Annotated in this window: 16 protein-coding genes and 1 pseudogene; 5 read left to right on the top strand and 12 right to left on the bottom strand. The window is 64.3% G+C overall.

Translation table 11 applies throughout. The annotated features are described in order from the left end of the window. The first annotated feature begins 2 nt into the window (after positions 1-2). Positions 3-929, top strand: a complete 927-nt coding sequence (locus tag NKH57_RS12505; RefSeq protein WP_352944514.1) for a LysR family transcriptional regulator — start codon at positions 3-5, stop codon at positions 927-929. Here the strand turns inward: NKH57_RS12505 and NKH57_RS12500 are convergent. Next, positions 926-1,519: a hypothetical protein gene (locus NKH57_RS12500; protein ID WP_352944512.1), complete on the bottom strand. Its 594-nt coding sequence runs from the start codon at positions 1,517-1,519 to the stop codon at positions 926-928. The two genes, NKH57_RS12505 and NKH57_RS12500, sit on opposite strands and share 4 nt — an antisense overlap. 125 nt (positions 1,520-1,644) lie before the next feature. On the opposite strand from NKH57_RS12500, the gene NKH57_RS12495 reads away from it, so the two are divergent. Next, a complete protein-coding gene (locus tag NKH57_RS12495) occupies positions 1,645-1,881 on the top strand; it encodes a DUF2093 domain-containing protein (RefSeq protein ID WP_031261032.1) in 237 nt (78 codons plus the stop codon). On the opposite strand, the gene lpxK is transcribed toward NKH57_RS12495, so the two are convergent. From lpxK to NKH57_RS12465, 6 genes are all read right to left on the bottom strand, one after another. Continuing rightward, positions 1,878-2,903: a tetraacyldisaccharide 4'-kinase gene (gene lpxK, locus NKH57_RS12490; RefSeq protein ID WP_352944510.1), complete on the bottom strand. Its 1,026-nt coding sequence runs from the start codon at positions 2,901-2,903 to the stop codon at positions 1,878-1,880. The two genes, NKH57_RS12495 and lpxK, sit on opposite strands and share 4 nt — an antisense overlap. 1 nt (position 2,904) lies before the next feature. Further along, positions 2,905-4,221 carry a lipid IV(A) 3-deoxy-D-manno-octulosonic acid transferase gene (gene waaA, locus NKH57_RS12485; RefSeq protein WP_352731204.1) on the bottom strand — a complete coding sequence of 439 codons (1,317 nt, stop codon included), beginning with the start codon at positions 4,219-4,221 and terminating at the stop codon, positions 2,905-2,907. After that, positions 4,218-5,009 (bottom strand): lysophospholipid acyltransferase family protein, encoded by a 792-nt coding sequence (locus tag NKH57_RS12480; protein ID WP_352944508.1) that lies wholly within the window; start codon positions 5,007-5,009, stop codon positions 4,218-4,220. The genes waaA and NKH57_RS12480 overlap by 4 nt, the downstream gene beginning before the upstream one ends. A 5-nt stretch (positions 5,010-5,014) precedes the next feature. Then, positions 5,015-5,260, bottom strand: coding sequence for a DUF4170 domain-containing protein (locus NKH57_RS12475; protein ID WP_013532345.1), 246 nt, complete (start codon positions 5,258-5,260; stop codon positions 5,015-5,017). 102 nt (positions 5,261-5,362) lie between these two features. Further along, positions 5,363-6,166 (bottom strand): 3'(2'),5'-bisphosphate nucleotidase CysQ, encoded by an 804-nt coding sequence (locus NKH57_RS12470; protein ID WP_352944506.1) that lies wholly within the window; start codon positions 6,164-6,166, stop codon positions 5,363-5,365. Then, positions 6,153-7,496, bottom strand: coding sequence for a TldD/PmbA family protein (locus NKH57_RS12465; protein WP_352944504.1), 1,344 nt, complete (start codon positions 7,494-7,496; stop codon positions 6,153-6,155). The genes NKH57_RS12470 and NKH57_RS12465 overlap by 14 nt, the downstream gene beginning before the upstream one ends. Positions 7,497-7,663: 167 nt before the next feature. On the opposite strand from NKH57_RS12465, the gene NKH57_RS12460 reads away from it, so the two are divergent. Beyond that, positions 7,664-8,080 (top strand): VOC family protein, encoded by a 417-nt coding sequence (locus tag NKH57_RS12460; RefSeq protein ID WP_352944502.1) that lies wholly within the window; start codon positions 7,664-7,666, stop codon positions 8,078-8,080. Positions 8,081-8,107: 27 nt separating this feature from the next. On the opposite strand, the gene epmA is transcribed toward NKH57_RS12460, so the two are convergent. After that, positions 8,108-9,154 carry an EF-P lysine aminoacylase EpmA gene (gene epmA, locus NKH57_RS12455; protein WP_352944500.1) on the bottom strand — a complete coding sequence of 349 codons (1,047 nt, stop codon included), beginning with the start codon at positions 9,152-9,154 and terminating at the stop codon, positions 8,108-8,110. Between the two features lie 114 nt (positions 9,155-9,268). Here epmA and efp point away from each other — a divergent pair, with 114 nt between their 5' ends. Then, positions 9,269-9,838 carry an elongation factor P gene (gene efp, locus NKH57_RS12450; protein WP_023762108.1) on the top strand — a complete coding sequence of 190 codons (570 nt, stop codon included), beginning with the start codon at positions 9,269-9,271 and terminating at the stop codon, positions 9,836-9,838. A gap of 52 nt (positions 9,839-9,890) precedes the next feature. Here the strand turns inward: efp and NKH57_RS12445 are convergent, their stop codons facing one another. After that, positions 9,891-10,985: an alkene reductase gene (locus NKH57_RS12445; RefSeq protein ID WP_352944498.1), complete on the bottom strand. Its 1,095-nt coding sequence runs from the start codon at positions 10,983-10,985 to the stop codon at positions 9,891-9,893. A 58-nt stretch (positions 10,986-11,043) separates the two neighbouring features. Beyond that, positions 11,044-11,832, bottom strand: a complete 789-nt coding sequence (locus NKH57_RS12440) for an SDR family NAD(P)-dependent oxidoreductase (RefSeq protein WP_352944496.1) — start codon at positions 11,830-11,832, stop codon at positions 11,044-11,046. A gap of 110 nt (positions 11,833-11,942) precedes the next feature. On the opposite strand from NKH57_RS12440, the gene NKH57_RS12435 reads away from it, so the two are divergent. Further along, entirely contained in the window at positions 11,943-12,506 is a 564-nt protein-coding gene (locus NKH57_RS12435) for a TetR/AcrR family transcriptional regulator (protein WP_352944575.1), read from the top strand. 192 nt (positions 12,507-12,698) lie between these two features. On the opposite strand, the pseudogene NKH57_RS12430 reads toward NKH57_RS12435, so the two are convergent. Both NKH57_RS12430 and NKH57_RS12425 read right to left on the bottom strand, forming a co-directional pair. Next, a pseudogene (locus NKH57_RS12430) lies at positions 12,699-13,051 on the bottom strand (adenylate/guanylate cyclase domain-containing protein); the annotation flags it as partial. 442 nt (positions 13,052-13,493) lie between these two features. After that, positions 13,494-13,724: a hypothetical protein gene (locus NKH57_RS12425; RefSeq protein ID WP_031260381.1), complete on the bottom strand. Its 231-nt coding sequence runs from the start codon at positions 13,722-13,724 to the stop codon at positions 13,494-13,496. Positions 13,725-13,777 lie beyond the last annotated feature (53 nt).

Raw genomic sequence — 13,777 nt, 5'->3', positions numbered from 1 at the left:
CTATGGATCACAGCTCAGACACAATGGTGCCGCTCGAAACGCTGCGCGCCTTCGATGCGGCGGCGCGAACAGGGAGCTTTTCGGCGGCGGCCGAAAAGCTCAACATCACCCACGGCGCCGTCAGCAGGCAGATCGCCAAGCTCGAAGACTGGCTGGGACTGAAAGTCTTCGATCGTGGCGCGCGCGGCGTTTCGCTGACCATCGAGGGCAACCGGCTGCATCTGCGCACAGCCGAAGCTTTCGCGCTGATTTCCAGCCATTCCGACCGCTGGGTCGAACCGCGCGGCACCGCCGTGGTGCGTCTGACCTCGATCCCCTCGGTCAGCGGGCTGTGGCTGATGCCGCGCATGGCAGCGCTGGAGAACGATCCCTCCAAGCTGCGCATCGTGCTGGATGTCGATATACGTCAGACCGACCTTGCCGACGAAGGCATTGACCTCTCGATCCGCTGCGGCCGCGGCGGCATTCCAGGCCGCGTCTCGGTGCAGCTCTTCGAGGAACATGTCTTCCCCATCGCCTCGCCCGAGCTAGCCCGCGAGATCGGTCGCGGCGACCCTGCCCGGCTGCTCAAATTTCCGCTGATCAACGATTCCGATGCGTCGGCCTGGCGCGCCTGGTTCGCCGCGCAAGGCATGGACTACCGCCCGCGCCCGCAGGACCGTCGCTTCGAGGACTACAATCTGGTGCTCGACGCCGCTGCCTATGGGCTCGGCATCGCACTGGCGCGCCCGCCGCTGACCGGACATCAATTGAAGTCGGGCCGCATCGCTCCCGTCGACGAGCGCACCGCGCTCAATCCGGTGTCCTACTGGCTCGACCGGCCGATGGGACGGCCACGGGCCGCCGCGGCGGAACTGGCGCGCCGTATCGCGGTGCAGGCAGGACTGCCGCCGGAAAAGATGGAAGCCTTCATCGATGCTGAGGGTTAGCGTAGCACCAGAAGGACGAACCCGACGATCGCCGCGACCAACAGCCCGGCAGCCAACGACGTTAGCCCGACGCTCATCTGCCTGCTTTCGGGTTGCGCCACGTCGTTCGACCGGGAAGCCGCCCGCCCTCGTCCTGCAACCGCATTGGCTACCGCCGCGCGGCGCAGGGCTGGAACCTCACGTGAGAGGAGCGCAAGCCACGGCAGTGCTGTGGGCCTTGCGGCGGCTGCCTCATCGACCCTTGCCGGCGGCGGCGCCAGGCCACGTCGCGTATCGTCGTCGGCCGATGTCCTCGCCGCAGTCGCTGCGGGATCGCCGGTCGTTTCGCCGTCCGGTTCCGCGAGCGCCAGATAGGCCTGCAACATCTCCGCCGATGCTGGCTGCTGGGCTCTCACCGTTGTTGCCGGCAATATCAGCATAGGCAGTGTCGGTGTCACTGCCGGACGCACGGGCGCGCCGGATGGCGCCGGCGGCGCCACCAGTGCCTTCACGAGGGCGGCTTTTACCGGATTGGCCCTCGCCGACGGCACGGCCTGCGGCGTTATTGCTTCCCGAAGCAAGGCGGCAAGACGAGCAGAGGAAATATCCATAGCGCCCTGTCAACAGCGTTTTTCTTCCCAACATTAGGGGTTCAGCATTGTCTCAGGCTTGTCACATGCTTGACCTCGCCGGAAATTTATGGCGATGAAATCCCCATGAACCTCGGCGTCCCTGCATGATGAACCGTTTCGAAGGCCCCGGCGGCAGCAAGGAAGCCCGCATCCGCTATCTCGATGGCGATTTCCAGGTTACCAGCCCCGGCGCATTCGTGCGCTGCGCGGTGACCGGCGAAAGCATTCCGCTCGATGAGTTGAAATACTGGAGCGTCGCCAGGCAAGAGCCCTATGTCAGCGCAACTGCATCCCTGCGCCGCGAAATCGAGGTGCATCCGGAGCTGCGTAAGCGCGGTTAGCCCCTCATTTTACGCTGGCGCCAGGCATCGAGCGTCTCGTCGATGATGCGCGCGGGCACGTGATCGAGTTCGAAAACAGTGTCGATCTCCAGCACTTCGAGCCGGTCGAGAAAGTCCTGTGAGGCGCCGTACCGCAGCCGGGCGGCGTCTTTGGCGGTGGTGATGAGGCCAAGCCCCTCGTTGCGTGCGGTCGCCGCCAGTTCGGCAAGTTCATCCTCGCCATAGAAATGATGGTCCGGAAACGGCCGAGTCAACGCCAGCTCGCCGCCGGCATTGCGCACCGTGTCGAAGAATTTCTCGGGGTGGCCGATGCCGGCGAAGGCCAGGAGCCGCTTTCCGGCAAGCCCTGCCTTGCCGGTTGGTTCGGTATGGGCTTCGAAGATCGCCCGGCCGGCGCGCGCCGCCTGGCGTACCACGGCGTCGGCGGCGGTGCCCTCGCCCATCTTCAACAGCCCGCTGGTGAAGACCAGTTGGTCGACGATTTTGGCCCGGAGCGGACCGCCCGGAATGACACGGCCATTGCCAATCCCGTAGCGCGCGTCGACGACGACCAGCGCGTAGTCGATATGGATGCGCGCGCTCTGGAAGCCATCGTCCATGATCAAGAAATCGCAGCCATGCTTTTCCAGCAGCAGCCGGGCGCCGGCGGCGCGGTTCGGCGTCACCGCCACTGGCGCGTGTTCGGCCAAGAGCAGCGGCTCGTCGCCGACATGCCTGGCGCTGTCGTGATTGACATCGACGACATGCGGCTCGGCGAAGGAGCCGCCATGGCCGCGCGACAGGAAGCCGGGTTTCAGATGCATGCGTTTGGCCTGTTGGGCGAGCGCGATGGCCACCGGTGTCTTGCCGGTACCGCCAACAGTGAAATTGCCGACGCACAGAACCGGTGCCTCGATTTTCTCACGCTTGGCCCGCCGCATGCCCCGGCCGGCGGCAAGCGCATAGATGGCCGACAGCGGCGACAGTGCCAGGACCCGCCAGTCCGGCTCTTCCCACCAGAATGGTGGTGCTTCGGAAGCCACGTTAGCGCCCGTTAGCGCCCTTCAGGCGCGATTTGATGACCAGCGGCTGGATGTAAGGCTCAAGGGATTTCAGCGTGCGCGCCAGCGCACCGCGCATCTCATCGACGGTCGCAACGCCCGCCGCCATCATTTCGTGGCGCGCCACTTCGTTGGTCAGGAGGAAATTGACGGCGCCGGCCAGCATGTCGCGATCGCGCACCAGCTTGGCGCCGCCGCTGTCGAGCAGACGCTGGTAGGCCTCGCGAAAATTCTGCACATTGCGGCCGGCGAGAACCGCGGTGTCGAGCATGGCCGGCTCCAGCGGATTCTGGCCACCCTCCGAGGTCAGCGAGCGGCCGACGAACGCGATTTCCGTCAGCCGGAGATAGAGCCCCATCTCGCCGATCGTATCGCCGAGCAATATGTCGGTGTCGGCAGTGATCCTGTCGCCCTTGCTGCGCCGCGCGACCTTAAGGCCCATGCCGGAAATCTGCGTGGCAAGCGCCTCGGCGCGGTCGGGATGACGTGGCACGACGATCGTCAGAAGACCAGGGTGACGCCTGTGCAGTGTCGCGTGGACTTCCGCGGCGACCACCTCCTCGCCGTCATGGGTCGAGATCGCCGCCCAGGTCGGACGCGCGCCGATCTGCCGCCGCAGCGTCGCCAGCACCCGTTCGTCGACCGGCGGCGGCGAAGTATCGACCTTGAGGTTGCCCGACACGGTGACCGGCCTGGCGCCGAGCGCGAGGAAGCGCTCGCCATCGACATCCGACTGCGCCACCACATGAGCCAGATTCTCAAACAACGCCTCGGCGATGTTTGCCCGTTTCTTCCACGACCTGAACGAACGGTCGGACAGCCTGCCATTGACCAGCACCTGCGGCACGCGGCGCGCGCCAAGCTCGAGGATGGTCATCGGCCAGATCTCGGATTCGGCGATGATCGCCAGATCCGGCTGCCAGTGATCGAGGAACCGGCTGACCGCCGGCTTGAGGTCGAGCGGCACATATTGGTGGATGATGCGATCACCGAGCCGCTCGTCGGCGACCTGCGCCGAAGTGACCGTGCCGGTCGTCAGCACGATGTTGACGCCGTAGTCGAGAATGCTTTCGACCAGCGGCACGACGGCTATTGTCTCACCCACGCTTGCAGCATGGATCCAGATCACCGGACCCTGGGGCCGCGGGCGGCCGGCGACGCCATAGCGCTCGCGCCGGCGATAGCGGTCTTCCTTGCCGCGCGAGGTGCGCCAGGCGACATAAGGCCCGACCAGCGGATAGGCGGCCGCACCCGCGAAGCGGTACGCCGACAGCATGGCTCGCGCCCAGCGACCGCTCATCGCGTGGCGTCCACAAGACGGTAGGCCTCAGCGGTCGCGGCATTGAGCGCGACCGTCACTTCCTGGCGCTTGCGCTCCATTTCGGTGTCATCGGCATCAGGCGCCACGAAGATCGGCGGGCCAATGACGATCGACGAGCGGCCAAACGGCAGGTTGATGGTGGTCCTGTCCCAGCTCTTCTCGAGCACCTTACGGCGGCTTGTGGTGATGGCGACTGGCACAAGCGGCCGGCCCGAGAGGCGGGCCAGGAGAACGATGCCAAGTCCTGCGTCGCGCGGTGTACCGTGCGGAATGTCTGCGATCATGGCGACGTTCTTGCCGCTGGCGAGCGACTTTTTCAGGGCGATAAGGGCTCTTGCCCCGCCCTTGTCGAGATGCCTGGCATTTTCACGCCCACCTGAACCGCGCACCGCCTCGATGCCGAATTTCTCCAGCATCAGCGCGTTGAGCTCGGCATCGGCGCTGCGCGAAACCATGGCGACCAATGGCTTGCGCTTGGGGTAATAGGCTGGCGTCAGCAGGTGCTGGCCGTGCCACAGGGCAATGATGCCGGGCTCGAACTCGGTATAGTCACCGCCTGAAAACCGCGCCGATCCCTCGACGACACGGTTGGTGAGGCGTACGAACCGGACGAACTGGGCGAACAGGCTGGCGATGGCGTTCTTGACGAACCGCGATTCCGCCAGTGGTTGGCGAATCTTGCGCCAGAAGGCCTTGGTCGTGCGGCTGCGTCCCCTGCCCGTGGGCGAGGCCTCTCTCGCTGGCCCTTTCGCCAGATCATGCTCCATCGAAGTCAACCGGCAGCCTTGTTGTCGGGGTCCAGCAGCCGATGCAGGTGAACGACGAAATAACGCATGTGGGCATTGTCCACGCTGGCTTGCGCCTTGGCTTTCCACGCCGTGTGCGCGGATTGATAGTCCGGATAGATGCCGACGATGTCGAGCCCGTCGAGATCGCGGAATTCGGTGCCGCCAAGCTTCTTCAGTTCGCCACCGAACACCAGATGCAAAAGCTGTTTCTTTCCGTCTTCCGCGGCCATGTCGGTCCTTCACATATCGTGAGTTTGTGACAGGTCTAGACCAAAGCCGCCGACTTTGGAACCTTAGAGCCTGATGAATTCATCTCGTTCAGGAAAGCGCTTTCACGCATCCAGCCCGGCGATGACGCCGGCGAGCACGGCCAGCAGTTCGCCACTGCCGGCGGCGAGCGCGCCGTGACGGGTCACCTCGCCGGCATAGAGCGGGGCGCGGCCATGCTGGTCGAGCAACTGGCCGCCGGCCTCGCGCAGGATGAGATCGGCGGCCGCAATGTCCCAGTCATGCGCGTTCGGCTTGACGAAAGTGGCATCCAGCGCGCCATTGGCGATCATGGCCAGCCGATAGGCGAGCGAAGGACTGTAAGGCGCGCGCTTCATCCGCGCCTGCCATTCGGCAGGCATCAGGTCGGTCAACTGCTTCAGCCCGGAAATCTCGGCCGGATCTGCCAGCTTGCGCACCGCAATCCGCTTGCCGTTGCGAAAGGCGCCATGACCGGGCAGCGCCCAATAGGTCTCCTCCATCGCCGGACATTCCAGTACGCCGGCCAACGAGCGGCCATGCTCGACGACGGCAACGCTGACGCACCAGGTGCGCTGGCCCTCCAGGAACCCGCGCGTGCCGTCGATCGGATCAACGACGAAGGTGCGGCGTGCCGAAAGCCGAACCGGATCGTCGACTGTTTCTTCAGACAGCCAGCCATAATCCGGCCGCGCCGCCAGCAGCGTTTTGTGCAGAAAGGCGTCGGCGGCGTGATCGGCCTCGCTGACCGGCGATGTGCCGCCCTTCATCCAGACTTGTGGGCTGTTGCCGAAGTAGCGCATGGCGATGACACCAGCCTCGCGGGCGGCATCGCGCAGCAGCTCCAAATCCTCGGTGGCGCCGGCAGTGGTCAGGTCATGCTCCGGCAAGGGTCATCCCTTCGATCAGGAGCGTTGGGGCGGCGGTGCCGAAATTGCGGTCAAGATCGCTTGCCGGCACCATGTTGAGGAACATGGTCTTCAGGTTCGAGGCGATGGTGACCTCGGCGACCGGATAGGCCAGTTCACCATTCTCGATCCAGAAGCCCGAGGCGCCACGGCTGTATTCGCCGGTAACCATGTCGACGCCCTGGCCAAACACCTCGGTGACGTAGAAGCCGGTCTTGAGCGATTTGATCAGCTCTTCCGGCGAGCGCTCGCCCGGTTCGATGGCGAGATTGGTGGAGGACGGCGAGACGGAAGAGCCGTTGCGCGCGCCACGTCCGTTGGTGACGAGCCCAAGCTCGCGCGCCGCCGAGGTCGACAGGAACCAGTGGTTGAGCACGCCCTTTTCGACCATCAACAGCTTTTCGCCCTCGACGCCTTCGCCGTCGAACGGACGCGAGGCCTGGCCACGCCGCCTGAGCGGCTCGTCGGTGACGGTGATGGCCGACGCGGCCACCTGCTTGCCCATCATGTCGCGCAGGAACGATGTCTTGCGCGCGACCGAGGCGCCGTTGATAGCGCCGGCAAGATGGCCGGCGATGCCACGCGCGACGCGCGGATCGAACACCACGTCGACCGGTCCGGTCGCCGCCTTGCGCGCGCCGATGCGGCGCACCGCGCGTTCGCCGGCCTTGCGGCCGATGTATTCGGGCGTGTCGAGATCGGCAAAATGCTGGCGCGAGGAGAATTCATAGTCGCGCTCCATGCCCGTGCCCTCGCCGGCGATGACGCTGGCCGAGCGCGAGAAACGCGAGCCGACATAGTGGCCGAGGAAGCCGTGCGAGGTGGCCAGAACCAGCCCGCCCAGGCCCGCACTGGCGCTGGCGCCGGCCGAATTGGTCACGCCCTTGACGGCAAGGGCTGCCGCTTCCGTCGCAAGGGCTGCTTCCTTCAACTGATCGGCCGACACTTCGGTGGCATCGAACAGGTCGAGATCGCGCGTCTGTTTGGCGAGCAATGCCGGGTCGGCTAGCCCCTGGTAAGGATCCTGCGGCGACACTTTCGCCATCGCGACGGCGCGCTCGGCCAGCATCTTCGGATCCGAGGCCGCCGTCGCCGAGACACTCGCCACCCGGCCACCGACAAAGACGCGTAGCGCGACATCCTCGCTCTCGGACGATTCGGTGCCCTCGACCTTACCGAGACGCACCGACACACCGGTCGAGCGGCCGCGCACGGCCACCGCGTCGGCGGCATCGGCGCCGGCCTTTTTGGCAGCCTCGACCAGAGCCGCGACGCGGTCGGTCAATTTTGCTGCGTCTGATATATCGGTCATGCCTGAAATCCTGCTGGTGCGGCCGACGTCCGGTCGTTGCCCACCCATCTATTGTTCCGGTCCGGCTTGTGCAATGGCATAGGCTTCAATCAAAATGCAGGGTTGACGGTTCAAATCTCGAACCCCGCGACGCATAACCAGTCCGCAGCCTGCTCGGAGCATTTTCGATGACGCCTTTCCATCTCGCCTTCCCGGTCCGTGATCTCGATGAAACCCGCGTTTTCTATGGCGAGGTGCTGGGCTGCGCGATCGGCCGCTCGTCGGCGACCTGGGTGGACTTCGACCTGTTCGGCCATCAGATGTCGGCGCATCTACGGCCGCAGGCAGCACAAGCCCCCAGTGACGGCAAGGTCGACGGCATCACCGTGCCTATCCCCCATTTCGGCGCTGTGCTGCTGATGGAAGACTGGCAGCGCCTGGCGACGCGGCTGGAGGCGCGCGACGACATCGACTGGCTGAAACGGCCGATGGTCCGCTTCAAGGGCGAACCCGGCGAACAGGCGACGCTGTTCATCCGCGACCCCTCGGGCAATGCGCTGGAATTCAAGGGCTTCCGCTCGTTGGAGCAGGTTTTCGCGCATTGAACGGGTCAGGAACGGCTACCGAGTGATTCAGGGCGCCGCGACCGGCGTCCAGATGACGTCCTCGATCTTCTGTGCGCCGGTCGCCAGCATCGCCAGCCGATCGAAGCCGAGCGCGATGCCGCTGGCCTGCGGCATGATGGCTAGGGCGGCGAGGAAATCCTCGTCCAGCGGATAGCGCTCACCGTAGATGCGCTGTTTCTCATCCATCTCGATGACAAAGCGCCGGCGCTGCTCCTCGGCATCGGTCAGTTCGCCAAAGCCGTTGGCGAGTTCGACGCCGCAGCAATAGAGCTCGAAGCGCTGGGCAACGCGCGGGTCGATCGAGCTCGGCCGCGCCAGCGCCGCCTCGGCGACAGGATATTCGCACAGGATGGTCGCCCGCCCCTGCCCGAGGAACGGTTCGACCTTCTCCACCATCACCCGGCTGAACAGGTCGGCCCAGCTGTCGTCGGGTGCGGTGCGCAGGCCGGCCCGGGTCAAGGCGGCGTACAGCGCGTCGCGGTCGGTGCCGCCGTCGGCGGCGACCGTAGCCAGCAAATCGATGCCGGAATAGTGGGTGAAGGCATCCGCAACCGTTAGCCGTTCCGGCTCGGCGAACGGATCACAGTCTCGGCCGCGGAAGGAAAAGCGCGTCGCCCCTGCCCTTGTCGCGGCCAGCGCCAGAAAGGCGGCGCAATCCCGCATCAGGCTCTCATAGCCTTCGCCGACCCGGTACCATTCGAGCATGGTGAATTCGGGATGGTGCAAGGGGCCGCGCTCGCGGTTGCGGTAGACCGGACCGAAGCTGAAGATGCGCTGCTCGCCGGCGGCAAGCAGCTTCTTGCAGGCGAATTCCGGCGAGGTGTGGAGATAGAGCGGCGACCGCGCGTCGTCCGGCCCTATCGCTTCCGTGGCGAAGGCCGCCAGATGCGCCTCGTTGCCGGGCGAGACCTGCAGGGCCGCCGTTTCCACCTCGACGAAATCATGGGCGGCGAACCAGTCGCGCAGGCTGGCGGCGATGGCATTGCGCAGCATCAGCCGCGGGCGGCGGTCGGCATGGACATGCGGCGTCCACCAGGGTGAAGCTTCGGTCATGGGGCCCAGATCATGGTGGAGGGGGGCTGGCGGCGGCGGCCAAGATGCGGTAGGCCCCCATCCAGCGCCGCACAAGCCGGCAAACGCCAATCAACTATCGCAGGATTTAAAACCGTGGTGAAAGTCATCGCCAGTTCGCTCCGCAAAGGCAATGTCGTCGAAAAGGACGGCAAGCTTTATGTGATCCTCTTTGCCGAAAACATCCACCCAGGCAAGGGCACGCCGGTGACGCAGCTCGACATGCGCCGCATCGGCGACGGAGTGAAGGTTTCGGAGCGCTACCGCACCACCGAACAGGTGGAGCGCGCCTATGTCGAAGAGCGCGAGCACACCTTCCTCTATCGCGACGGCGAAGGCTTTCACTTCATGAACCCGGAAACCTACGACCAGGTGGCGGTGTCGGAAGCCGTCGTCGGCGACATGGCGCCTTACCTGCTGGAAGGCATGGCCGTGCAGTTGTCGCAGTTCAACGGCATTGCCATCTCATTGGTGCTGCCGCAGCGCGCCACCTTCGAAGTGGTCGAAACCGAGCCGACGACCAAGGGACAGACGGCCTCCTCATCCTACAAGCCGGCCGTGCTGTCCAACGGCGTGCGCACGCTGGTGCCCCCGCACATCGCGCCGGGCACCCGCGTGGTGGTGATGACGGCCGATGGGGCTTATGTGGAGCGGGCCAAGGACTGAGGGGCTCCTGTCACGTGGGATGGCTGCCTCGCAGCCGCCGCCCTCCGATAGCTCATGGGCGGCTTGAGGCGGCGATCGCGGGATAGTCGGTATAGCCAGCGGAGCCGCCGCCATAGAGCGTCGCCGAGTTGAATTCCGTCAGCGGCGTGCGCGTCTTCAGCCGTTCCACAAGGTCAGGATTGGCGATGAACGGGCGCCCGAAGGCGAACAGGTCCGCCTTGCCCTCGGCGAGCCGCGACGCCGCGAGTTCGAGGTCATAGCCGTTATTGGCGACATAGGTATTGTTGAAGCGCCGGCGGAGCGATCCGAAGTCGAACGGCGCGACATCGCGCGATCCGCCCGTGGCGCCCTCGACGACATGGATATAGACGATGCCCAAAGCGTCGAGTTGATCGACGATATAGTCGAACTGCGCCTGGGGGGCACTGCTCGAGACGCCGTTGGCGGGCGAGACGGGCGAAATCCGGATGCCGGTGCGCTCTGCGCCGATCTCCTCGACCACCGCAGTCGCAACCTCCAGCATAAGCCGGGCGCGGTTCTCGACCGATCCGCCATAAGCATCGGTGCGGACATTGGCACCGTCCTTGGCGAACTGGTCCAGCAGATAGCCGTTGGCGCCATGAATCTCGACGCCATCGAAACCGGCCTCAATGGCGTTCGCGGCTGCTTGCCGGAAATCGTTGACGATCCCCGCAAGCTCGTCGAGCCCCAGCGCGCGGGGCTCCGAAACCTCGACAAAGCTGTTGTTCACGAACGTCTTGGTCGCGGCCCGGATTGCTGAGGGCGCCACGGGCGCGGCGCCGTTCTCCTGCAGATCGACGTGCGAGACGCGGCCGACGTGCCAGAGCTGCAGGAAGATACGCCCGCCCTTGGCGTGCACGGCTGTCGTGACCTTGCGCCAGCCGTCGATCTGAGCCTGGGAGTGGATGCCGGGCGTGTCTTGGTAACCTTGTCCCTGCCGCGAGATCTGCGTGGCCTCGGAGATCAGCAGCCCGGCGGAGGCCCGCTGGCCGTAATACTCGGCGACAAGATCGCCCGGAACGAAGCCCGGGCCAGCGCGATTGCGTGTGAGGGGCGCCATGACGATACGATTGGAGAGCGTCAGCGAGCCGAGAGAATAAGGCTCAAAAAGTGCTTTGTTGGTCATAGGTCACCTTGTTTGTCCCCGCCGCGACGAGGTCGTTATCAAATGGATTCATTGGTGCTCAGGCGACCTTGCGGTACCGCTCGGCGGGATGTTCGTTCCGATAGTTCGGAAGCATGGCCTGGCGCGCGGCCTGAAGCGCGTCCCACTGACCGGCATCGGGGAGTGGCGGGATGGTCACCGGTTCGCGGCGGTCGAAGCCGACCAGCGCCGCGTCAACCAGATCGTCCACCTCCATGACGTTGGAGAGCGAGTTGATGTCGGCGCCGACGTGGCCCCAGATCTCGGTTCGCGTCGTGGCGGGTAGCACGGCTTGGACGTAGACGCCCTTCGGCTCAAGCTCGAGGCTGAGCCCCTGCGACAGGAACAGCACGAAGGCTTTGGTTGCGCCGTAGACCGTCATGCCGAACTCCGGCGCCAACCCGACCACGGAACCGATGTTGACGATCGCCCCTGCACCCGCCTTCGCAAGTCGCGGGGCGATGGCGCTGGCAAGTCGCAGAAGCGCGGTCGTGTTGAGCGCAACGAGCCGGGCGACGTCATTGGTCCTCTGCTCGATGAAGCTTCCGCCGATGGCTGTTCCGGCATTGTTGACGAGAATCCCGATGCGGGCGTCGTCGCGCAGCCTCGTCTCTATCGTTGCAAGCTCGGCAGGCTGCGTAAGATCAGCCTGGATGATGTCGATCGCAACGCCAGTTTCCTGACGGAGCCGGGCTCCCAGTGCCTCCATTCGTGCCACGTCACGGGCAACCAGCACGAGGTCGTGTCCGCGGCGGGCGAACCGTTCGGCATAGGAAGCGCCGATGCCCGTGGAGGCGCCGGTGATGAGGACTGATGGAATGGTGGTCATGGCATTGCTCTTTTCTCTGATGGAACCTATATTCATGACGATCATCATGATTGCTGCTAAATATGATGGGCATCATGTAAATGTCAACGGGGCCGACGGAGAATTTTGAAATGAAGGTCAGTCGAGAGCAGATGGCGGAGAACCGTCACCGGATATTGGATGCGGCCAGCCGACTGTTTCGCGAGAAGGGGTTCGACGCGGTCAGCGTGGCGGAAGTAATGAAAGCCGCCGGGCTCACCCATGGCGGCTTCTATGGTCACTTCAGTTCGAAGGACGACCTGATCGCGCAGACCCTTGCCCACGTCCTCGCCGCGGACTCAGTTGGAGGGGGCGATCTTCGCGCTTATGTGGCGTCCTATCTTTCGCCCCGTCATCGCGACAACGCCGCCGGCGGCTGTCCGACGGCGGGTCTTGCCGCGGCTGTCCGCCATCAGACCCCGGCTGCCCGCTCAGCCATGACAGAGGGCCTTCGATCGCAGATCGACCATATTGGCAAGGCGCTCCCGAAGCTGGAAGCGGCGGACAGACGCCGCGCGGCGATCGGAAGCTTTGCGGCGATGGTGGGGGCAGTGATCCTCGCCCGGGCGATCGACGATCCCGCGCTGTCGGATGAAGTGCTTGAGCAGACGCGTGCCTGGGTCGATGCCGGGATCAGCCAAGTGTCTGCCAGCTAGGTGGTCTGCGGCGGGAGTGCTCTTGTCGAGAGCAATGCGGCTATCGTCGGTGGTTGGGTGGCTATCTTGCAGAATATCGCACCGCAGCGTGCAATCAGGGGGATTCGCGAACCAAGAGGATTTCGAACTTCCCTGTTGAGGCAACCACGCTGTCGCCGGCAGCCGCGAGCGGCTGCGGCTCGTGCGCATGGGCTTGGCCTTGCCGTCGGTCGTAACACGGTATGCCTCAACCGGCTCCGCGATGCTCTTGACCTTCTGCAGGCCCATCGACTGAAAGCCGAAAGCCAGCTTCTTCTCAACCTCGCGCGACCTTCGCCGAAACCCAGATACCGCCAGGCTCAGCAAGTTGTTCTAGTCGCGCCGCGATATTTACGCAACGAAACCGCGCATTCCATCGCCTCGATGACAGAAGAAAACTCCGCCAGCAGACCGTCGCCCATCAGCCTGAAGATAGTGCCATGATGACGCGTCACTGTCGGCTCGAAAAGTTCCTTATGACCGGCGCGCACCCGCTGATGCGCACCTGCCTCGTCTCGCTCCATCATGGTAGAATATGACCGGGCAGGCCAAAAACCTGCATGGGGTTCTCCTATGATTCGAGCTTCGCAACCCGAGTTACGGAGAACCCTCCTCAACTGCAAGAATCTCATATCTGTCTGAGCGCGGTCAGCGACTTGATGGGGGCCGTAACCGGAATGGCAGCTTCTGGCGCCCGCATTCAAGCAGATGGGATTGTCTCTGCCTGACTCACACACGACAGCCGACATCACGGCTAAGAGGTCGGTTTGCACTAAAACCGAAGTTCCGAAGCATATCTCAACCATCGGATGGAGCGGGATTGGAACCACCGTGAACTCGTGTCCGCGCCGGTTTTCAAATCCGGTGCCTTGGCTAAAGCTTCGTGACTGAACGGATTCATGCGACGCCTTAGGTTATTGCTTCCATCTCGTTTTACTAAAACCGCTGCGCACTTTTGGGCGACATATACTAGTGCCCGGTTCCCGCAGCCTTTTGCCGACGACACTTGACCGCCTCCAGCAGTTCGCGCTCGCCGGTGTGAACATTTTGAAAAATGGCCACGACCATCACCGCCAAGATTTCGGCGTCCGGGTCTAAAGGGTCGAGATGTTCATTCGCGCAGACCCGATCGAACACACGTTCGCAAATAGCCAGATCGTGAGGGCTGAGGCAGGAGTGATTGAAACGCCGACGCAGCATCTGTGCGAACCTTTCAGCGCCTGCCGCCCGTGCTTTGCGGCGGGCTTTTTAGT

The organism is Mesorhizobium sp. M1050 (assembly GCF_040318715.1).
Lineage (GTDB): Bacteria > Pseudomonadota > Alphaproteobacteria > Rhizobiales > Rhizobiaceae > Mesorhizobium.
This window is presented reverse-complemented; position numbering and strand designations above follow the sequence as displayed.